This is a genomic window from Bradyrhizobium sp. 139, from assembly GCF_023074175.1.
Taxonomy (GTDB): Bacteria; Pseudomonadota; Alphaproteobacteria; order Rhizobiales; family Xanthobacteraceae; genus Bradyrhizobium.
The window spans coordinates 70,713-90,865 of the sequence record NZ_JADPKS010000037.1; the positions used below are offsets into that span (position 1 = coordinate 70,713).

The 20,153-nt window shown below is 64.8% G+C and carries 12 protein-coding genes and 1 pseudogene; 3 read left to right on the plus strand and 10 right to left on the minus strand.

Going from position 1 to position 20,153, the window contains the following annotated elements; all coding sequences use genetic code 11:
* Positions 1-33 precede the first annotated feature (33 nt).
* Positions 34-3,483, minus strand: coding sequence for an indolepyruvate ferredoxin oxidoreductase family protein (locus IVA80_RS09915; RefSeq protein ID WP_247428616.1), 3,450 nt, complete (start codon positions 3,481-3,483; stop codon positions 34-36).
* A 153-nt stretch (positions 3,484-3,636) separates the two neighbouring features.
* On the opposite strand from IVA80_RS09915, the pseudogene IVA80_RS09920 reads away from it, so the two are divergent.
* Positions 3,637-4,090: pseudogene (locus tag IVA80_RS09920) on the plus strand (Lrp/AsnC family transcriptional regulator).
* Positions 4,091-4,204: 114 nt separating this feature from the next.
* On the opposite strand, the gene IVA80_RS09925 reads toward IVA80_RS09920, so the two are convergent.
* Genes IVA80_RS09925 through IVA80_RS09935 form a run of 3 tightly spaced genes read right to left on the minus strand, consistent with a single transcriptional unit; the run spans position 4,205 to position 7,446 of the window.
* Positions 4,205-4,990: a fumarylacetoacetate hydrolase family protein gene (locus IVA80_RS09925; protein ID WP_247428618.1), complete on the minus strand. Its 786-nt coding sequence runs from the start codon at positions 4,988-4,990 to the stop codon at positions 4,205-4,207.
* 13 nt (positions 4,991-5,003) lie between these two features.
* Positions 5,004-6,371 carry an LLM class flavin-dependent oxidoreductase gene (locus tag IVA80_RS09930; protein ID WP_247428621.1) on the minus strand — a complete coding sequence of 456 codons (1,368 nt, stop codon included), beginning with the start codon at positions 6,369-6,371 and terminating at the stop codon, positions 5,004-5,006.
* A gap of 22 nt (positions 6,372-6,393) precedes the next feature.
* The gene (locus IVA80_RS09935; RefSeq protein ID WP_247428625.1) at positions 6,394-7,446 is read right to left on the minus strand and encodes an Ldh family oxidoreductase; all 1,053 of its coding nucleotides are present in this window, start codon (positions 7,444-7,446) and stop codon (positions 6,394-6,396) included.
* Between the two features lie 293 nt (positions 7,447-7,739).
* On the opposite strand from IVA80_RS09935, the gene IVA80_RS09940 reads away from it, so the two are divergent.
* Positions 7,740-11,855: a GAF domain-containing protein gene (locus IVA80_RS09940; RefSeq protein ID WP_247428628.1), complete on the plus strand. Its 4,116-nt coding sequence runs from the start codon at positions 7,740-7,742 to the stop codon at positions 11,853-11,855.
* On the opposite strand, the gene IVA80_RS09945 is transcribed toward IVA80_RS09940, so the two are convergent.
* The 5 genes from IVA80_RS09945 to IVA80_RS09965 all read right to left on the minus strand — a co-directional run bounded on the left by IVA80_RS09945 (position 11,829) and on the right by IVA80_RS09965 (position 17,668).
* On the minus strand, positions 11,829-12,170 hold the full coding sequence (locus IVA80_RS09945; RefSeq protein WP_247428631.1) for a hypothetical protein: 342 nt from the start codon (positions 12,168-12,170) through the stop codon (positions 11,829-11,831). The genes IVA80_RS09940 and IVA80_RS09945 overlap by 27 nt on opposite strands.
* Before the next feature lie 219 nt (positions 12,171-12,389).
* Entirely contained in the window at positions 12,390-13,382 is a 993-nt protein-coding gene (gene galE, locus IVA80_RS09950) for a UDP-glucose 4-epimerase GalE (protein ID WP_247428633.1), read from the minus strand.
* A 19-nt stretch (positions 13,383-13,401) separates the two neighbouring features.
* Positions 13,402-14,208, minus strand: a complete 807-nt coding sequence (locus IVA80_RS09955) for a WecB/TagA/CpsF family glycosyltransferase (RefSeq protein ID WP_247428636.1) — start codon at positions 14,206-14,208, stop codon at positions 13,402-13,404.
* Complete coding sequence (locus tag IVA80_RS09960) at positions 14,201-16,576, minus strand: exopolysaccharide transport family protein (protein WP_247428639.1); 2,376 nt, start codon at positions 16,574-16,576, stop codon at positions 14,201-14,203. The genes IVA80_RS09955 and IVA80_RS09960 overlap by 8 nt, the downstream gene beginning before the upstream one ends.
* A gap of 291 nt (positions 16,577-16,867) precedes the next feature.
* Positions 16,868-17,668, minus strand: coding sequence for a methyltransferase (locus tag IVA80_RS09965; RefSeq protein WP_247428642.1), 801 nt, complete (start codon positions 17,666-17,668; stop codon positions 16,868-16,870).
* Positions 17,669-18,062: 394 nt separating this feature from the next.
* Between IVA80_RS09965 and IVA80_RS09970 the strand changes: the two genes are divergently transcribed.
* Positions 18,063-19,091: a glycosyltransferase gene (locus IVA80_RS09970; protein ID WP_247428646.1), complete on the plus strand. Its 1,029-nt coding sequence runs from the start codon at positions 18,063-18,065 to the stop codon at positions 19,089-19,091.
* Between the two features lie 15 nt (positions 19,092-19,106).
* Here IVA80_RS09970 and IVA80_RS09975 read toward each other — a convergent pair whose 3' ends face one another.
* Complete coding sequence (locus tag IVA80_RS09975; RefSeq protein WP_247428648.1) at positions 19,107-20,093, minus strand: glycosyltransferase; 987 nt, start codon at positions 20,091-20,093, stop codon at positions 19,107-19,109.
* Between the last annotated feature and the right edge of the window lie 60 nt (positions 20,094-20,153).

Consider the following 20,153-nt stretch of genomic DNA (forward strand, 5'->3'; position numbering starts at 1 on the left):
GGACCGGGAGGCTGAGGCCTCGACAGCCTCGCGTCAATCGGAGGCGTGCATCTTAGCCGACGCTGGTGCGTCGAGTTCAGTGAACCGCCGCTCGACCTCGGCTTTCGCCTTCACGATCGCGGCATCCTTCACCGGGCCGTAGCCGCGGATATCCAGCGGGACCTTTGCGATTGCAAGGAGATCGGGCAGATGCGCCGCGTCGAGCCTAGTGAGCATCCGTTCAATCAGGTACTGGTACCAGGTGATCAGCTCCCGTTCCGCGCGCCGCTCGGCCGTGTAGCCGAACGGATCGAACGGCGTCCCGCGCAACGCCTTGAGCCGCGCAAGCGCGGAGAGCGGCGCCTGGATCCGCTGACCGAAGGCACGCTTGCGTGGGCGGCCGCGAGCGTCGCGCCCGGACGGCAGGAATGGCGGGGCTAGGTGATACTGGACGCTGAAGTCGCCCTCGAATTCGCGCTTCAGCTCGTCGAGAAAGCCGGTCTGCATGTGCAGGCGCGCCACCTCGTACTCGTCCTTGTAGGCCATCAGCTTGAACAGGGCGCGGGCGACCGCCTCGGTCAGCGCCTCGCTGTCGAGGACGACTTCGGCGTTGCGGACTTTTGCGACGATTGTCCGATAGCGCGCTGCATAGGCATCGTCTTGATAGGCAGTGAGAAAATCGGCACGGCGGTCGATCAGCCGGTCGAGCGTCTCGGCCTCGGGCGCCGCGTCCGTCTTCGGCAGAAAGTCCGGATCCGCTGCGGCTATCCGGCCCCAGGCAAAGGCCTGCTTGTTGCGCTCGACCGCGACGCCGTTGAGCTCGATCGCGCGCAGCAGCGCTTGCAGCGAAATCGGAACCAGTCCGCGCTGCCACGCAAAGCCCAGCATGATGATGTTGGCATAGACGGCATCGCCGAGCAGCTGCTCGGCGAGCGCGTTGGCGTTGATCGTGTCAAGATTGCCGTCTCCGATCACGCGGCCGATCGCGCGCAGGCGGGCAGGCGAGGCGAGATCGGCGTCGCGGAAGCGGACGACGTCGCCGGTCGGCATCTCCGCGCTGTTAACAGCGGCGCGCGTGCCGCGGCGATAGGTGCCGGACGCCTTTGGCGAGGAGCTGACGACGAGATCGCAGCCGATCAACGCATCGGCTGATCCCTGGTCGATGCGCACCTGGTGCAGTGCCTCGGGAGTCGCGGCAAGACGGATGTAGCTCAGCACAGGTCCGAACTTCTGCGCAAATCCGGTGAAGTCGAGCACCGAGATGCCGCGACGTTCCAGATGCGCGGCCATGCCGATCAGCGCGCCAACCGTGATCACGCCTGTGCCGCCGACGCCGGTGACGAGCAGGTCGTAGGGGCGGTCGAGCGTTGCGGAAGCGGGCAGGGGTAGCGTGGCGGCACGGCCGATCGCGTCGATCTGGCTCGCGCTCTTCTTCCGGCGTGTCGCGCCTTCCACGGTGACGAAGCTGGGGCAAAAACCGTTGAGACAGGAAAAATCCTTGTTGCAGGCCGAGAGATTGATCTGGCGCTTGCGGCCAAACGGCGTTTCCTTCGGCTCGACGCTGAGGCAGTTGGACTCGACCGAGCAGTCGCCGCAGCCTTCGCAGACGAGATCGTTGATGTAGGCAAAGCGTTTCGGGTCGGCCATCTGCCCGCGCTTGCGCCGCCGCCGCTTCTCCGTGGCGCAGGTCTGCTGATAGATCAGGACGGATACTCCGGAAATCTCGCGCAGCTCGCGTTGCACGGCGTCCATCTCCTCGCGCGGGTGAATGGTGACGCCGTCGGGCAGATCCCCGGACGCAAACTGCGAGGGATCGTCCGATACCAGCGCGATGCGCTCAACGCCTTCGGCGCGCACGCTGTGCGCGATCGCATGCACGCTGACGGGACCGTCGACCGGCTGGCCGCCGGTCATCGCCACGGCATCGTTGAACAGGATCTTGTAGGTGATGTTGGCTTTTGCGGCGATGGCCTGGCGGATCGCCATCGAGCCCGAATGATAATAGGTGCCTTCGCCGAGATTCTGGAAGACGTGCCTGTTGCCGGTAAATTTTGATGACGCCGCCCAGTTGACGCCTTCGCCGCCCATCTGGATCAGCGACGAGGTCTCGCGGTCCATCCAGCTTGCCATGAAGTGGCAGCCGATGCCGGCCAGCGCCTTCGAGCCTTCCGGCACTTTTGTCGATGTGTTGTGCGGACATCCCGAGCAGAAATAGGGTGTGCGCGTCGCGCCTGAGACGTTGATCGTGCGCTCGGCTTCCGGCAACAGCGTGGCTGCACGCGCAGCCAGATTGAGGCCCGGAAACATCGGATCGAGCCGCCGCGCCAGCACGGACGCGAGCGCACGCGGCGACAATTCGCCGATCCAGGAGATCAGCCGCGCGCCGGTCTCGTCGTGCTTGCCGACCATGCGCTCGGGCTTGGCGCCGGGGTAGTCGTAGAAATATTCCTTGAACTGGCTCTCGATGATGCCGCGCTTCTCCTCGACCACCAAAATCTCGCGCTTGCCTTTGACGAAGTCCATGGCGTCATGCAGCGCCAGCGGCCAGACTATGCCGACCTTGTAGACGTCGATGCCGATGCTGCGGCAGGCCGCCTCATCGAGGCCCATCAGCCGCAGCGCCTCCATTAGGTCGAGATGCGCCTTTCCCGTGGTGACGATGCCGTAGGTGGCATTGGGAACGTCGTAGATGTGACGGTCGATCGGATTGTCTTTTGCGAAGGCGTAGACCGCGTGCTTCTTCGCCTCCAGCCGCTCCTCGATCTGCGGGCCCGGCAGATCCGGCCAGCGATAATGCAGGCCGCCGGGCGGCGGCGTGAAGTCCGGCGTGCGGAAGGCGCGCGGCGGGCGCAGCGCGACGGATGCACCTGACTCGACAATCTCCGAGATCGCCTTGAAGCCGACCCACATGCCGGAGAAGCGGCTCAGCGCGTAGCCGTATTCGCCGAATTCGAGATACTCGCTGACGCTTGCGGGGTGCAGTGTCGGCATGAACCAGCTCATGAAAGCGACGTCGGATTGGTGCGGCATCGAGGACGAGACGCAGCCATGGTCATCGCCGGCGACCACCAGCACGCCGCCATGCGGCGAGGAACCGTAGGCGTTGCCGTGCTTGAGCGCATCGCCGGAGCGATCGACGCCGGGGCCCTTGCCGTACCAGAGCCCGAACACGCCATCGACTTCGCGATCTGCCTGCGTTTCGACCTGCTGTGAGCCGAGCACCGCGGTTGCCGCGAGGTCTTCGTTCACCGCCGGCAGAAATTCGATGCGGTCCCGCTTGAGCCGCTCCTGGATGCGCCAGAGCTCGAGATCGACGCCGCCGAGCGGCGAGCCGCGATAGCCGGAGATGAAGCCGGCGGTGTTCAGCCCGGCGGCGCGGTCGCGCCGTGCCTGGTCGAGCGCGATGCGGACGATGGCCTGTGTGCCCGTGAGGAAGGCACGGCCCTCAGCGCGGTCGTAGCGGTCGGAGAGTTCATAGGCGTCGAGTGATGGAATGGCGTCCATGGCGGACCCTCGCGCGGCGTCCCTGCCGTAGCGCGAAGGTAAGCCTGGGGCGGTGGTAGGTCTTACCTTTCCTTACCTGAGCGCGCGCCTATTCTGGTAGAATCCACCGGTATAAGCTAAGAACCGGTGGGATAATCCGATTTGGCGGGCCTCATGATCGAAGACCAGGACACCCGGATTCTTGCCTATCTCCAGAAGGACGGCCGCGCCACCAATCAGCAACTCGCGGAGGAGGTCGGCATGTCCACCTCGGCGTGCTGGCGGCGGGTGCGCGCGCTGGAGGAGAGCGGCGTCATCCGTGGCTATGCGGCGCTGGTCGCGCGCGAGCAGGCGGGCTTTGCGATGTCGGCCATCCTCCACGTCTCGCTGGAGCGGCACGATGCCAAATTCGTTGACGAGTTCGTTTCGGGTAACCAAGCGGCGCGAGGTGCTGGAATGTTTCGCGACCACGGGCGATGCCGACTATCATTTGCGCGTCGTCGTGCAGGACATGGCGGCCTACAACCGCTTCCTCGACGAGTTCATGTTCCGTATTCCCGGCATCCGCTACGTCAGGAGCAACGTGGTGCTGAAGGAGATCAAGACCGGCGTAGCGCTGCCGTTTTGAAGATACGGTAGCTTCGTAGGATGGTAGAGCGATAGCGAAACCCATCAAGGTCTTTCCGAGACGAGCGTGGATGATGGGTTTCGCTGCGCTCTACCCATCCTACGGTATCGCCAGCTAGCGCTGCTCCCGCACAAACCTGTTGCGCAACGTCCCGATACCGGTGATGTCGATCTCCACGACATCGCCGTGCTTGATATCAGGCGATGCACCGTCCGTGCCCATCCAGATCACGTCACCGGGCCAAAGCGTGAAATACCTGGTAAGCTCGACCAGGAACGGCACCACGCCAAAGATCATGTCGTTGGTGTGGAAGCGGTTGGTCTCCTTGCCGTTGACCCGGACGATGGTTTGCATTTTGGCGAGATCGACCTCGGTTTCGATCCACGGGCCCATCGGCTTGAACGTGTCGGCGTTCTTCGAGCGCCACAGGCTGCGGTCGGTCTTCTGCCAGCTGCGTTCGCTGACGTCGTTGCCGATGGTGTAGCCGAACACGCACTCCATCGCGTCTTGTTTGGTAAGATGCTTCACCTTCTTGCCGATGACCACGACGAGCTCGCCCTCATAGTGGATCTTGTCCGTCGCAAACGACGGGATCACGACGTCCTCGTCATGCGCGATCAGCGCGTTCTGGGCACGGTAGCCGATCTCGGGTCTGTCAGGAACGGCCGGCACCTCGCCGCGCTTGTCGGCGGCTTCCTTCAGGTGCTTCAGATAGTTCAAGCCGACGCAATAGAAGGTGCGCGGGATCAGCGGCAGCTCGATCTTCACGTTGGCCAGCGGATGCGTGCGCGAGGTGCGCTGCCATTCGCCAAAGGGATCGCCCTCGACCGCGATCACTTGGTCGCCCTCGATGATCCCCCAGGACGTCTTGTCCGAGGTGGTGAATTTCAGCCAGCGCATGTCGGATCCTCCATTATTCCGCGGCAGCGCGCGGCTGCACCTTCCAGGCTCCGGCGGCGGGCCGCTTCAGCCCGAGATTTTCTCGCAGCGTCTTGCCGCGATAGTCCTTCTGAAACAGCCCGCGGCGCTGCAATTCCGGTACGATATGTTGCACGAAATCGGCGTAGGAGCCGGGCACATAGGTCGCGGCGATGACGAACCCGTCGCAACCGCGCTCGACGAACATCTCTTCCAATTTGTCGGCGATCTCCCTGGGGCCGCCGACCATTGCGTCCTGCACCTGGCCGCGGCCGGAGAAGGTGACGAAGTCGCGCGCGCTTGGATTGCTCTTGCCGGAATTCTTCAGCACGCCGTCGCGGATGCCCAAAATTCCCTGCATGCTCTTCAGCTCGTCCGTCGTCAGCGGCGCGTCGAGATCCTTGGAGGCGAAATCGTAGTTGAGCGCTTCGGCCAGCAGCGACAGCGCGTCGATCTGCCGCGGCAGCTTGTTGATCCGCGCCATCTTGTCTTCGGCCTCCGTCTTGGTCGCGGCGCAGACCGGCGTGGTCAGGTTGCAAAGGAACATCTGGTCGGGATCGCGGCCGGCTTTCGCGGCCTCGTTGCGGACGGCGGCATAGCCTTCCTTGGCGCCGGCGAGATTTCGCACGGCGGTGAAGATTACCTCGCCCCATCGGCCTGCAAAGCGCTGGCCGCGGCCGGATGCGCCGGCCTGGATGATGACAGGATGGCCCTGATCCGAGCGCGGCACGGTGAATGGTCCGCGCGACTTGAAGGCAAGCCCTTTGTGATCGAGCCGCTTCACCTTGGCCGGATCGGCAAAGCGGCCGCTCTGCTTGTCCATGATGAGCGCGCCGTCCTCCCAGGTGTCCCAATGGCCAAGCACGACCTCCATGAACTCGTCGGCGCGGTCGTAGCGCGAATCATGTTCGGGATGAGAATCGCGGCCCATGTTGAGGGCTTCGCCATCATTGAGCGAGGTCACGACGTTCCAGCCCGCGCGCCCGCCGGACATCAAATCGAGCGTCGCGAAGCGGCGCGCAACATCGAACGGCTCGTAATAGGTGGTCGAGCAGGTCGCGCCTAACCCGAGCTTGTCGGTGACCAAGCCCATTGTCGTCAGCACGATCAGCGGATCCATCTTCACGCAGCGGATGCCGTATTCGACGGTATGAGCATGATCGTTGCCGTAGCGGTCCGGCATCGCCAGCCGATCGTCGAAGAAGGCCATGTGGAACTTGCCGGCTTCGAGAATTCTGGCGATCTCTTGATAATAATCCGCCGACATCGAATCGTCGCGCGAGTCGGGATGCCGCCACGAGCTCGGCAGATTCGTGCAGTTCTGCGCCTGGAGGAAGCCGACCAGTACCATCTGCCGCGTCATGCTGCTGTTCTCCAAAATTCCGTCAGGCCAGATCGAGGACGGTGTCGAGCCGGTACTCGCGCGCCAGCGCGCGCAGCTTCTCCCAGGTCGCACCCTCGATCTCAATGCCGTCGCGCAGGCGTTGCTGCTCGCGCAGCCCCTCGATCTCGCCGGGATAGAACACGCCCTTGCTACCGTCAGAGGGCGGCGTCGATTTCAGATAGCGCGCGAATTCGGTGACCTCGCGCTTGAATTCCTTCAGCGGGCGGAACGCAGCGACGTTGAACACCGCCATGAAGCATCCGTCATTGTGACGTCCCGTCGGTTCGACGCCGAAGCCGAGACCGGTGAGCAGGCCGCATAGCACCTCGACCATCGCGGCGAGGCCACTGCCCTTGTAGCCCTCGGTGCCGCCGAGCGGCAGCAGCGCGCCACCCTTGCGATATTGCGTGGGGTCGGTGGTGTGCCGTCCCTCGGCATCGATGATCCACCCAGTCGGAATCTCCTCGCCGCGGGCGACTGCGAGCTGGATCTTGCCGGCCGCGACCGCCGAGGTTGCCATGTCCAGGTAGAACGGCGCGTCGAGATCGGACGGCACCGCGATCGAGATCGGGTTTGTGCCGAGCCTAGCCTCCTTGCCTCCGAACGGCGCCACGTGCTTCGGCGAGCGGCCGGAATCCGCCGTCGCAATCCCGATCATGCCGTCGCGCATCGCCATCAGCGGATACGCGGCGAGGCGGCCGACATGACTTTGGCGGAACACGGTGCAGGCGGCGACGTTCGCCGTCTTCGCCTTCTCGATCGTCAGCGCCATCGCCTTGGCGTTGACATGGAAGCCGAAGCCCCACTGGCCGTCGATCACGGTCGTGGTCGGCGATTCCCGGACGATGGACCATTTCGCGCCGGGAACGATGTGGCCAGCCTTGATGCGGTCGATGTAGGTCGGAACCGCGATCACGCCGTGGGAGTCATGGCCGGCGAGATTGGCGTTGATGCAGCCGACAGCCACCGCATCGGCCTCTTCCTCGGAAGCTCCGGCGGCGCGGAGCAGTGCTGCGCTGATGCGCGTGAGGCGGTCGGCCTCGACGATGGGCATGGCGTTCCTCGGCATTGTGCCCTTAACGGGCTGCTTGTTGGGAGCCATCGTCTCAAAGCGCGGGAGCGATATCAATCACTCCTAAACCAATACAGGGCTGCAAATTCGTAGAGAGAACGCGCCTTGGTCGAAGATTCCTCCCGCGCGACGGTATTCCCGACAGTTTGGCGCCTGCCGTTCGCAGCTCGTTCACTTTGATCGAGGGTTTGCAGCGCGCAATAACGACCACTTAGGCGCTCGCCGTTCATAAAGCACTCGGGAAAATTAGGCAGAAATGCCCGGGAGTTGAGATCGTGCAGACGACCCTCGCGCGGACCTTTGCAGCGTTGAGCGCCATCAACGAAGCGATCCTCTACGCGAAATCGCCGGACGAGCTGTACCAGAAGGTCTGCGACGCAGGGTTTGCGAGCGGGGACTTTTTGGCCGTTGCCGTGTTCCTGATGGGACCGGATGGCCGGCGGTTGCAGTTTGCGGCCGGCTGTGGCGATGACATTTCGCGGCTGCGCTCCATCGTGATTACGACGGAAGCCGGCACACCCGAAGGCTCGGGCGTCGGCGGCGAAGCATTTCGCGATCAGAAGCTGTGCGTCAGCAACGACTATCTGAACGATCCGCGTTCGCTGGCGTGGCGTGCGGGCGCGGCCACAGCCCATATCGGTGCTGCTGCGGCGCTGCCGCTGCTCTGCAACGGCAAGAGTGTCGGCGTACTGTTCGTGACCCGCAGCGAAGCCAACTCGTTGAGCGAGCAGATGGTGTCGCTGTTCGAGCGCATGTCGGCCAACATTTCCTATGCACTGGAGAATTTCGCGCGCGAGACCGCACGGCAGACCGGTGAGCGGGCGATGCGCCGGCTCAACCGCATGTTCGGCGCGATCAGCGCAACCAACGAGGCGATCCTGCGCGCCAAGTCCGAGCAGGAGCTATATCAGCTCGTGTGCGACGCCTCCGTGCATGGCGGCAAGTCGCTGGCGACCATCGTTCTGCTCCGCGAGCCGGACACGCACTGGATGGTTCCGGTCGCGTCCACTGGACAGAATCTCGAACTCGTTACCCAGGCGCGCTACTCGATCGATCCGGAGAATCCTTACGGCAAGGGCATCTCCGGTGAGGCGTTCCGGACGCAGAAAGCCATCGTCGAGGACGATCTCGCCAGCCGCACCAAGGGAACGCCGTGGGAGCAGGCCAACGTCAACACCGGCGTCGCCGCCTGCGTGGTCGCGCCGCTGATCAGGCACGGCGAAAGTGTCGGCGTGCTCCAGTTCTTCATCAGCCGCTCCTGGGCCAAGGACGAGGAGATCGTCGCGCTCCTGCTGCGCATGGCGGAGAACGTCTCGTTCGCGCTTGAGAATTTCGGGCGCGAAGCCGAGAAAGCCAGGTTCGCCGCGGAAGAAGAACGCCTGGCACGCATGTATGCGGCGCTCAGCGCCACCAACGAGGCGATCTTGCGCGCGCGGTCGCGCTCCGAGCTGTTCGACTTCGTCTGCGAGGCGACGGCGAAGGGGGCCAAGTTCACCTCGGTCACCGTTGCGCTCGCCGATCATCGCGCCGAGCTGTTGCGCGTCGTCGCCTGTTACGGGCCGAATGCGGATCAGGTCCGTAACTTCAAGTTTTCCACTTCCGATGAGGTGCCCGAAGGGCGCGGACTGACAGGCACTGCGTTCCGCACCCGCCAGCCCGCTGTCAGCAACGACGTGCTCGCCGACGACCGCATTGCGCCGTGGCAGGCCAGCGCCCGCCGCAACGGGATCGCGTCGTCCGCGGCGTTGCCGCTCTTCAACGGCGACCGGGTCGAGGGCGTATTCCTGTTCAATTCTCCGGAGTGCGACACCTTCACGGGCGAATTCGTCGAGTTGCTGCGCAAACTCCAGGCCAATGTCGCCTTCGCGCTGGAGAATTTCGACCGCGCCGACGAGAAGGCGAAGGCCGATAAGCAGCGTAGCCGCCTGAGCGGCATGTTCGAGGCGCTGAGCGCCACAAACGAAGCCATCATGCGCGCAAAGAGCCGCGAGGAGCTGTTCGAAGTCGCATGCCAGGCGGCTGTGCTCGGCGATGTCTTTGCTTCGGCGACAATTGGCATCGTGGACGAAGGCCGCGAGCTTGTTCGTGTCGTAGCGGTAAAGGGACGCCTCCAAGAGCGGATGGGCGGGCGCACTTGCGTTGTCTCTGCCGATCATCCCGAGGGGCAGGGAATCATCGGCACGTCATTACGGACCCGAGCGCCGAGTGTCATCAACGACTATCTGAACGACCCGCGATCGGCGCATTGGCACTCCAAGGCGGCCGAAGACGGAACGCGGGCCGCTGCCAGCTTCCCGCTGTTGCGGGCGGGGCTTGAATCGATCGGCATTCTGCTCTTCCATGCACCGGAGGAAAATACATTCACGCCAGATCTGGTCGAGCTACTCGGACGTTTGGCCGAGAACGTCTCCTTTGCGCTCGATAATTTCGATCGCGTCGAGGAGCAGGCCCGCACTGAGGCCCAGAAGGAACGCCTGACGCGCATGTTCGCGGCACTGAGCGCCACCAACGAGGCGATCATGAGAGCGAAGTCGCGCGCCGAGCTGTTCGACCTCGTCTGCCTCGCTGCATCGAACGGCGCAAAATTCACCTCCACCACCGTTGCGCTGGCCAAGGCCGGCAGCGATCAGCTGGAAATCGTGGCCAGCGCCGGACCGTCGTCCGACACCACGCGCAACGTCCGCCTCTCCGTCGATCCCGAGCGTCCCGAAGGTCGTGGGATGAGCGGCACGGCTTTTCGCACGCGCCAGCCGTGCATCAGCAACGATTATCTCAACGACGATCGCGTCCGCGCCTTCCACGCCGTCGTCCGAGGCGACGGCGCGCGGTCGGGTGCGGCATTCCCGCTGGTTGCGCACGACCAGGCTGTCGGCGTCATGATCTACATGTCGACCGAGCCGGACACATTTACGGCCGAGTTCGTCGAGCTGTTGCAGCGTCTCGCCGACAACGTCTCCTTTGCGATGGAAAATTTCGATCGCGCCGACGAGAAGACCGATGCTGACGAGCGGATCGAGTACCTCGCCTCGCATGACAGCCTGACCGATCTGCCGAACCGCGAGACCTTCAACGGGCTGTTGCGGGAGGCGATTGACGAAGCTCAGTGCCACGATCACCGTTTCGCCGTGCTCTTCATCGATCTCGACCGCTTCAAGGTCATCAACGATTCGCTCGGCCATGAGGCCGGCGATCTGCTCCTGCTCGAAGTGGCCAACCGGCTCCGCGGTGCGCTGCGGGCAAGCGACGTGGTGGCACGCCTCGGCGGCGACGAATTCGTGGTGATCCTCGACCAGTGCGGTGAGATCGACGACGTCCAGCGCATCTCGGCCGGGCTGCTCGCGGCGCTCGCCGAGCCCATGGAGCTCGCCGGCCACGAGTGCCACACCACGGCCTCGATCGGCATTGCGATGTATCCGGCCAATGGCTCCGACGCGCAGACCCTGACCAAGAACGCCGACATGGCGATGTATCTCGCCAAGGAAGACGGCAAGAACAGCTATCGCTTCTTCTCCAAGGAGGTGAAGACGCAATCGATCGAGCGGCTGTCGCTCGAGAGCGCGCTACGCCGGGCGCTGGAGCGCGAGCAGTTCTCGCTGAACTACCAGCCCAAGGTGGACATGGAGACCGGCCAGATTACCGGCGTGGAAGCGCTGCTGCGCTGGACCCACCCGGATCTCGGCAGCATCTCGCCGGCGCAGTTCATTCCGCTTGCGGAAGAGACCGGGCTGATCGTGCCGATCGGCCGCTGGGTGGTGAAGGAGGCCTGCGCGCAGGCGATGGCCTGGCAGCGCCGCGGCCTGTTGCCGGTGTCGATGGCGGTCAACCTGTCGCCGCGGCAGTTTGTCGACGAACATCTGTTGCAGGACGTCGACGAGGCTCTGGCCGCCAGCGGCATGTCGCCCGTGTTGCTCCAGCTGGAGGTCACCGAGAGCATGATGATGCGCAATGTCGGGCGCGCGCTGAAAGTACTCGATGCCATCCAGAGCCGCGGCATCCGCCTCGCCATCGACGATTTCGGCACCGGCTATTCGTCGATGTCGCTGATGAAGCATTTTCCGATCGACACTATCAAAATCGACCGTTCCTTCGTGCGCGACCTGCCGCAGGATTCGGAGGACCAGGCGATCGCGCAGGCGATCATCAGCATGGGCAAGGCGCTCGGCATGACCGTAGTCGCCGAAGGCGTCGAGAACGTCGAGCAGGAGGCGTTCCTGCGCACCCATGGCTGCGACGAGATGCAGGGCTTCCTCATCTCCAAGCCGTTGCCGGCACAGCAGATGGCCGAGCTGCTGCGGCCGATGATCATGCCTGTCGCGCCGCCGCTCCAGCCGGAGCGGGACGTTGCCGCCGAAGAAGCCGCCGCGTTACGGCTGAAACGCGCTGTTGTCTGACGGTTGCGGGTGCAGCTCGCGGACGTCGTCTTCCTTGACTGCCGCCTTGCGCGGAAAATCATCCGAACAGGGGAGCGAGGTTTGCTCGGCGAGCAGTTCGAGAAGGGCACGCGCACCTTCGGCAAAGCTCGAGCCCTCGTCCAGACCGAGTTCGCAACACCACGCGTGTCGCATCGGCTCGTGCGCGTCGAACACGGCCATCGCCGGTCCCCACCACCAGGCCGGTGCCGGCGATCGTTCGTCCTCCGGCACGGTGTGCCAGAGAATGAGCTCGTCCATCACGCGCTCGAATTGCAGGCCTGCGGCCTGATGCATTCGCCTCCGTGCTCCCTTGGGCCGCGCCTGAAAGCAGCGATGCGCCGACTCGATCCTTGTCTTCGTGGTAAAAAAATCGGCTCGCGCTGTTTGTCGAGCCACGTGTGCCGCTTGCGTCGGCGGCCATACGAAAACGTGCGGCGGCCCGGAAAGTTGCCAACGCCGACATAGTCTCTTTAGCCGCTCAGGGTCCCTGCCGGCAAGGCGCAACAAGGGTGCCTAGCGCTGCCGGAGCGGATGGGCCGTCTGGTGCCAGGCCCACGCCGTGCGGATCACGGTAGGCAGGTCGGAGTGACGCGGCACGAAGTTCAGCACCTTTCGTGCGGCGGAGGCATCGGCGACCAGATAGGTGGGGTCACCCGCGCGGCGCGGTTTGACGGTGTGCGGCACCTCGCGCCCGGTCTCCTGCCTGATGGCATTCAGGATCTCGCGGACCGAAAAGCCGGAGCCGGTGCCGAGATTGAAGCTGCCGCCGGCATGTCCCGTTCCCAGGAGCTTCAGTGCCGCGACATGCGCCGCTGCGAGGTCGGTGACATGGATATAGTCGCGGATCGCGGTGCCGTCGGGCGTATCGTAATCATCGCCGAACACGGCGAAGTCGACATGGCCCTGGAGCGCCATCATGGCCCGCGGAATGAGATGCGTTTCGTTGTCACGCAACTCGCCGATGCCGCCGGCCGGATCGGCGCCGCTGGCATTGAAATAGCGCAGGCAGAACGCGCCGAAGCCATAGGCTGCGCGGTAATCGGCGAGCATGCGCTCGATCATCCATTTCGACGCGCCGTAGGGATTGATCGGTGCGCAGGGGAAGTCTTCCGGCAGCTCCTTGGAATCGGCGTTGCCGTAGACGGCGCCGGTCGAGGAGAACACGATGCGATGGCAGCCTGCGTTGCGCATCGCCTGCAGCAGCGACAGCGTGCCTTGTACGTTGTTGATGTAGTATTTCTGCGGGTCGGTCATGGACTCGCCGACGAGGCTTGCCGCGGCGAAATGCATCACCGCCGAAACCTTGTGGTCGGCGAAGGCGCGCGCCAGCGCGGCGCCGTCGAGCAGATCGCCCGTCACAAGCGGGCCGGCGACGAAGCTGCGATGACCTGTCGAGAGATTGTCATAAACGACGGGCTGATAGCCGGCGGCAGACAGTGCGCGGCAGGCATGCGAGCCAATATAGCCCGCGCCTCCTGTGACGAGGACGGTCGGTCGGTCGGTCATGTGGTCTTCTACTCTTCTCTCAGCGATTGAAAGGCCGGTTGCGGCTGAAGAGAAGATAGAGCGCGCGAGGGTTGGTGGTCAAATAGCGCCAGAACAGGCGGCGTGGCTCGAGCCAGGTGCGCCAAACCCATTCGAGTCCGATTTTCTGCATCCATTGCGGCGCGCGGGACCGGCTGCCCGATAAAAAGTTGAACAAGCCGCCGGATGTCTTGATAACGCCAACATTGGTCAACTGCGGCGCGTACTCCTCCACGAATGCCTGCTCATTGGGCACGCCGAGCGCGATCCAGAGATAATCCGGCGCGAGCGCGTTGATCTCCTCGACTTTGGCGCGCAGGGCGTCGCCGCGCAGATAGCCGTGGCTGTACCCGACGATCTTGAGGTTCGGATACAGACTGCGGACATTCTCGACCGCCGCGGTGTTCTCGGCTTCGCTGGCGCCGAACATGTAGAAGGTGCGGCCAGCGGCTTCGGCCTTGCGCGCGACCACGTGGAACAAATCGGTGGTCGCGACGCGCTCCGGCAGCGGAAACCAGGATTGCAGCTTTGAGACGGTGACCAGCGGCTGGCCGTCGGCATTGATCAAATCGGCGGCGCGGAACAGGCGCTCGGTCTGCGGCTCGGTCGAGCAGCGCGCCAGCACCTCGCCATTGGCCGAGGTCAGGTACAGCGGACGGCCGATACGATGACGCGGATCGGTGGCCTCGATCATGAAATCGGCGGTCGCTTCCAGATCGAGCGCGGCCATGCGAAGGCCGCCGACGGAGATCCGCGGCACGTCGGCAGTCGCGGCCCGGCCGTCCAGATTGACGCGGCGCTCAAGCATATTGTCTGCCTCGCTGGCCCGCTTGGGCTGCGGGGGTAAGCTCGTCGAGCACGACGCCGACGAGCTTGCGCTCGGCGCGGCCGAGCGTGTTCAGGATTTCTTCCAGGCTGTCGTTGATGTCGAGGCTGGTCGGCAGCACGGCCACCAGCGCGTCGGCATCATCGAGCAGCTTGCGGCCGCCGGTCGTGAGTGGCGACACGGGGCCGTCGAGGACCACGATGTCATAGCCGCCGGCGGAGCGCGCCTGCTCAATTGCCTTGCGGATGGCGTCGGTCGCCTTGCCGGCCTCGTTCCCGGCAGCCGGCAGCACCGAGATGCCGTTGACTGTCTTGATCTCGCGCGCGGCCTTGCCGCCGATCGAGAGCCAGCCGAGCCGGCTCGGCCCGCTCTTGCCGGGACGGTTGACCCTGTTCGAGAGCGAGTGCGCCTGATGGTCGGCATCGATCATCAGCACGCGGGCGCCGTCACGCGCGGCCGCGAGCGCGAAGTTCAGTGCCGTCACGCTGCGCCCGGCGGTCTCGCCGGCACCGATGAGCGCGATGACCGGCATCGCCTTGCCGCCGGCACGCCGGGCCACCGCGGCGCGCATGTCGCGCCAGGCATTGAGCAGCGTCGTCAGGGGGAAGCCGGGGCGCAGCGTCGGCCAGCCCAGCCGGGTCAGATCGACGCCGCCGCCGGTGGCGAGGATGGCGCCGAGCGTGTGAATGACGTCGGCCTCCTGGAGGCGCGCGATCAGCGGCTTTTCGATCAGGGGCTTTTCGACCATCGAAGGTTGCAGCGGTGGCGCGGAAAGTTCCGGCAGCGCCTGCGCAACTTCCGGCGCTCGCGAAACTTGCTGGGGCTGGGCAACCTCCGGAGCCTGCGACACATTCGGAGCTCGCGCAGTGCCTGATGTCGGCCTGCGCTGGGGACGGGCTGGCGTGGGTGCCGGCGCGGCCGCACCGGCGAACAGGAGTTCGGCTGCGACGAACCAGCTCGAAGCGGCGATTGCGCCGAAGATGAAGCCGATCATGGCAAACATGCTCATCGCCGGCGGGAACGAACGCCGCTGCGGCACTGTCGCTTCGCCGATGACGCGAGCCGCCGAGGTGTTCAGGCTCTCCTGCTCCTCGGTCTCACGCGAACGCTTGAGGAAGGATTGATAGACGTCGCGGCTGGCATCGGCCTCGCGCTCGAGTTCGCGCAGGCGCACGGCGGCCTGGCTGAGCTGGACGCTCTGCCGCTTCTGCGCTTCCAGCGCCCTGTTGAGCGAGGCCTCGAAGTCGCGGGCGCGGGTCAGATCGTTCTTGGCGGATTGGGCGAAGCGGTCGATCTCCTCGTTAATCGTGCGTTTGAGATCCTCGACCTGCTTCTCGGTCTGGCGCAGCGCCGGATGGCGCGGGCCAAGTTCGCCGGTCTGCTCCGCATATTTCTTGCGCGCGTCGGCATATTGCGCGCGCAGGTTAGCGATGGTCGGCGATTGGAGCGCCTCGGGAATCGCGCCGGCATCCGCAGCCGTGCGACGGCTCCCCTCGATCTGGTCGAGCCGCGCCTGCGCGTCCATGGTCGCCGCGCGGGCGGCGGAAAGCCGCTGGTTGCTGGCGGAGAGCTGCTGGTCGCTGATCAGCGCGTCCTGGGTGCCGACGAAATTGTTCTGGGCCTTGTAGGTTGCGAGCGCGGTCTCGGCGACGCGCAGCCGATCGCGCAGTTCCTTGAGGCGGCCGGAGAGATCGCTGGTGGCGCGCCGTGCGGCCGAAGCCTGTGAGTTGCGGGATTCCGTGAGGTAGGTGCTGGTCACCGCGTTGGCGAGCATCGCAGCTTTCGCCGGATCGGTCGACCAGACCTCGATGTCGACGATGAAGCTCTTCTCGGTCTTACGGATCGTGATGTGCCTGTTCAGCGCCTCGAGCGCCGCAAGCTGCACTTCCTTGTTGTCCGCGGCGGAGGGCGCGCGGGGATGAAGGCCGATCAGACCGAGCAGCGACGACATCAGGCTGTTACCGTCACCGCCGCCGCCGAATTCGGGGTCTTTGTCCAGGCCTACCTGCTGGATCACCCGAAGCAGCACGCTGTTGGATGTGATCAGGCGCGCCTGACTCTCCACCACCATGGACATGCCGGAGACATCCTGCGCGCGCGGCGTGAGCTCGCGATCGACGAGCTGAAGCTCACGCGGGTCGACATAGAGCTGTGCGGTGGCGGTGTAGCGGGGCGTCAGGCTCTTGCCGGCGGTGACGGCAAGCGTTGCACCGAGGAGGGCGGCAGCGGCAATCGCAACCTTCCTCTGCCAGAGCAAATCGACGAGCTCCAGCACATTGAAGCCGGCCTGAGGCCTCTGTTGCGGGGTCCCCGGTCCGGCCCGATCGATCGGCTGGCTATAGTCAAGCATGGTCCCCAGCTTTCATTCCAACTGCCGCAGGCTGAGGGGTTACTCTTCGCTCTACGCCACGCACCCGGGATATAGGTGCCCAATCAACGCAACAGGGAAAATTAACCATACTCGGTGAGTGACTATTCACTGAAATGGCAAACAAAGCGTTTAAGCGCATGCCACTCTTCGACGCGTCGCCGTGACGCGAGCAATGGCGGGGCTCCTCAGAGATTAACGGTTCATTACCGCGCGCAGTGTGGCCGCGAAGCTCCGCTCGTCCTGCGATCGGCCGCGCGCGCCCCATGGCCGTCAGCTCTTCCGAAGGATGACGTGATAGTCGCCGCGGCGGACATCGGTCCCGCGCGGAAGCACGGCGTTCAGCACGGCCGCGCCGGCATCGACCAGAGCGGCGAATGGCGGCTTGCGCCGGCGCATTTCGGGATAGCGCGGGCTCTCGACCTCGCGGCGGTAGATCATCTCAAGACCATTGGCCGTCGCGAATGCTTCGAGCCGGGGCAGCGTCACCAGCGGATGGAAGAAGGTCGGGAACGGCGGCTCGCCGGGCAGACCGGCATCCTTGATGCCGCGGATATTCCGGTAGAACCAGACGTGAAACCAGTGCGGCGAATATTTGGTGACGACGCCCGACAGCGAGCGCGGATTGGGCGCACCGATCAGGATCAGTCCGCCGGGCTTGAGCGCGTCGCGGAAATTCAGGAGCGCGGCATCGACGTTGGGCAGATGTTCGATCACGTTGTAGCAGATCACCAGATCGAAGGTCTCGCGTCCGAAGCGGTAGGTCTGCACGTCGCCGAGGATCGCCTCGTCCGCGTAAGTGTTGTTGCGGACCTGGTCTTCGTCGATGTCGACGACGGTGACCTTGCTGCGGCTCAGCAATTCCGGCGGCAGAACGCTGCACGAGCCGCCGCCGGCTTCATAGGTGGCGAGCTGGCCCTGCGGCAGTTCGCGGCGCAGCACGTCGTGAACGGCGAGCAGGCTGTCGCGGGCTTCGCCGGGGACAAGATCGTGCAGCGCCTGGGTGCGTGCAGTGGACGCGGGGATTTGGATCGCTGTGGCTGTCGCGAAATCGATCGTGGCTGGCTTGTTCATTTTCTCTGACCGCGCTTGTTCGACTTAAATTTACAGGAAAAATCTCGCTTGCCCGAAGAGCAAATCCGAGGCCGGCTGCTTCACCGGTCGCGGTGCTTACGGTCGGGTTAATGCGCATAGGCGTTAACTACGGCATCGCCCATGTTGAGCCGTCGCCAGCGCAATGGACTGCGAATTGCACTATCACACGCGTAGGGTTTCGCAGGCGAAACGCGCGAAAGCGGTTAAGTCCATGGCTGGCGGGAGATCGGCGGCGCGGCACCGTCGCAAGCCTCAGGCCGGCCGCTCATTTTGGGACGCAACTGTCCCCCCGGCGATGTGCCGTCGCAGGACAGCCCCGATCCGCGCGATTGACGCAGGGCTTTTTCAACGAATTTCGGACATCTAGAACGCCATGACGCTGATCCCGACAGACCTTTCCGCCAGCCGGATCTCGGATGCCGTACGCGATCCCAACCGGGAGATCGCGGCGAGCTCCCGCGTCATCGACCTGTCGGTCGGCATCGTCGTCTGCATTCCCTGCTTCCGCCGCCCGCAGCATTTGCGGCTGACGCTGGACTCGCTCGTGAGCCAGCGCACTCCGCGCTCCTTTGCGGTGGTCATGGTCGAGAACGACGCGGCAGGGCGCGAAAGCACGCCGGTTGCCGCGCAGTATCTCACCGATGGCAGGCTGCAGGGCGTTTGCCTGGTCGAGAAGCGGCAGGGCAATTGCCAGGCGATCAACGCGGTCTTCGAGACGGCGCAGGCGCTGTTTCCTGCCGCGACCCGCTTCCTGATGATCGACGACGACGAGATCGCTTCGCCCGACTGGCTCGAGTTGATGGTTCGCACGGCGGAGGCGACCGGCGCCGACGTGGTCGGCGGGCCGGTGCTGCCGGTCTTCGACGACGGCAGCAAGCCCTGGCTTGCGCGTCATCCCGCCTTCTGCCCCGCCTATGATTACAGCGGCGCGGTGCCGCTGATCTATGGCTGCGGCAACTGCCTGATCACGCGTGCGGCGTTCGAGCGGTTCGATCGTCCCACCTTCGACCTGCGCTTCAATTTCCTCGGCGGCGGCGATTGCGACTTCTTCGTGCGGTGCCGCGATGCCGGCATGACGTTCCACTGGACGGCGGAGGCGGTCATCACCGAAACCGTGCCGCAAAGCCGCACCAGCCGCGGCTGGATCGCGAAGCGCAGCCTGCGTATCGGCGCCATCAATTATCGTGTGCAGTACAAGGCCGCACAAAGCGCGGCAGCGCGGGCGCGGGTGTTCGCGCAGATGCTCGGACGGCTGCCGCTGTCGCTGGTTCGCTCCGCTCGTCTGCTCGCGACATCGAAGGCGGTCGTCGCCATGCACCCCGCGCTGGTCGGGCTCGGCTCCATGCTGGCGGCGTTCGGCATCGAGCCGAAGCCCTATGAGGCATCGAAGATCGTGTCCTGACGCTGCGGTGATCGACTAGATGCCAAGCCGGGCGAGGGCGACCCTGATTGCAGCGCGCGGCAGCGATTTGAGCGAGCGGCGGCCGACCATCCCGAGATAGACGAAGACGTCGCGATATCTGCGGAAGCGGATCGCCTGCATCGCCGAATAGGTGACGAGATGAATCTCGGCGGCCTGGCGCAGCCCGGCCGCCGTGCCCTCGGGCAGTCTCGCCAGAATCAGCCCGTCGTCGAACACCCGCGCGATCGCAGGGAAGAAATCCTTCGGCGTCCGCACCGCCGCATTCATGGTGTTGGCCGTGTGCAGGCGATAGTCGAGCAGAAGCTTTGGTGCGAACTCGAACTCGCCGATCGCGGCGAGGCGGCACCAGCAATGCCAGTCCTCGCAATATCTGAGGGAGGTGTCGAAGCCGCCGATGGCGCGGAAAGCCTCCGCACGTGCGAGCGCGACGCCGCCATTGACGATGAAGTTGCCGCTGGCGAGCCGCGCCAGCACGTCGCCGGAAGGCTTGCGGCGTCCCTTCAGCAGGCCCCGCCGGCCGATCTGCCGCCCCTCGCTGTCGATCGTGTTGTAGTCGCCGTAGACGAGAACCGCGCGCGGAGCACCGCGGGCCGCCGCGAGCAGCGCCGCCACCGCGCCGGGACGCAGGCGGTCGTCGGCATCGAGGAAAAGCAGCCACTCGCCATTCGCGTGCCGCGCGCCGAGATTGCGCGCCGCCGATACGCCGGCGGAGTCGTTAGTGAGCAGCCGCAGCCGCGGATCACGAATGGCGCGGACGATGGCCATGGTGTTGTCGCTCGAGCCGTCGTCCACGACGATCACTTCGTTGATCTCGCCTTGCGCCAGTGCGCTGGCGAGGGTATCGCCGACATAGGCGGCAACGTTCTTGGCGGGAATGACCACGGACACCGATGTGGTCGAGTGCCCCGGTAACGGCAGGCGCGCTGGCGTCGCCACGCGTGAGGCGGCCGGCAAATCGAGGACGTCTTCGGCGGTGATCAAGCTACGGCTCGCCTTTAAGGGTCTGTTAACCAGGGTGCATCTGCTGATTGGCAGTGCGAT

What these genes read in the sequence shown, in the direction of transcription:
- IVA80_RS09915 (WP_247428616.1), bottom strand. Translation starts at nt 3,483, where the DNA reads ATGGACGCCATTCCATCACTCGACGCCTATGAACTCTCCGACCGCTAC.
- IVA80_RS09925 (WP_247428618.1), bottom strand. Translation starts at nt 4,990, where the DNA reads ATGCGCTGGCTGAAATTCACCACCTCGGACAAGACGTCCTGGGGGATC.
- IVA80_RS09930 (WP_247428621.1), bottom strand. Translation starts at nt 6,371, where the DNA reads ATGACGCGGCAGATGGTACTGGTCGGCTTCCTCCAGGCGCAGAACTGC.
- IVA80_RS09935 (WP_247428625.1), bottom strand. Translation starts at nt 7,446, where the DNA reads ATGCCCATCGTCGAGGCCGACCGCCTCACGCGCATCAGCGCAGCACTG.
- IVA80_RS09945 (WP_247428631.1), bottom strand. Translation starts at nt 12,170, where the DNA reads ATGCATCAGGCCGCAGGCCTGCAATTCGAGCGCGTGATGGACGAGCTC.
- galE (WP_247428633.1), bottom strand. Translation starts at nt 13,382, where the DNA reads ATGACCGACCGACCGACCGTCCTCGTCACAGGAGGCGCGGGCTATATT.
- IVA80_RS09955 (WP_247428636.1), bottom strand. Translation starts at nt 14,208, where the DNA reads ATGCTTGAGCGCCGCGTCAATCTGGACGGCCGGGCCGCGACTGCCGAC.
- IVA80_RS09960 (WP_247428639.1), bottom strand. Translation starts at nt 16,576, where the DNA reads ATGCTTGACTATAGCCAGCCGATCGATCGGGCCGGACCGGGGACCCCG.
- IVA80_RS09965 (WP_247428642.1), bottom strand. Translation starts at nt 17,668, where the DNA reads ATGAACAAGCCAGCCACGATCGATTTCGCGACAGCCACAGCGATCCAA.
- IVA80_RS09970 (WP_247428646.1), top strand. Translation starts at nt 18,063, where the DNA reads ATGACGCTGATCCCGACAGACCTTTCCGCCAGCCGGATCTCGGATGCC.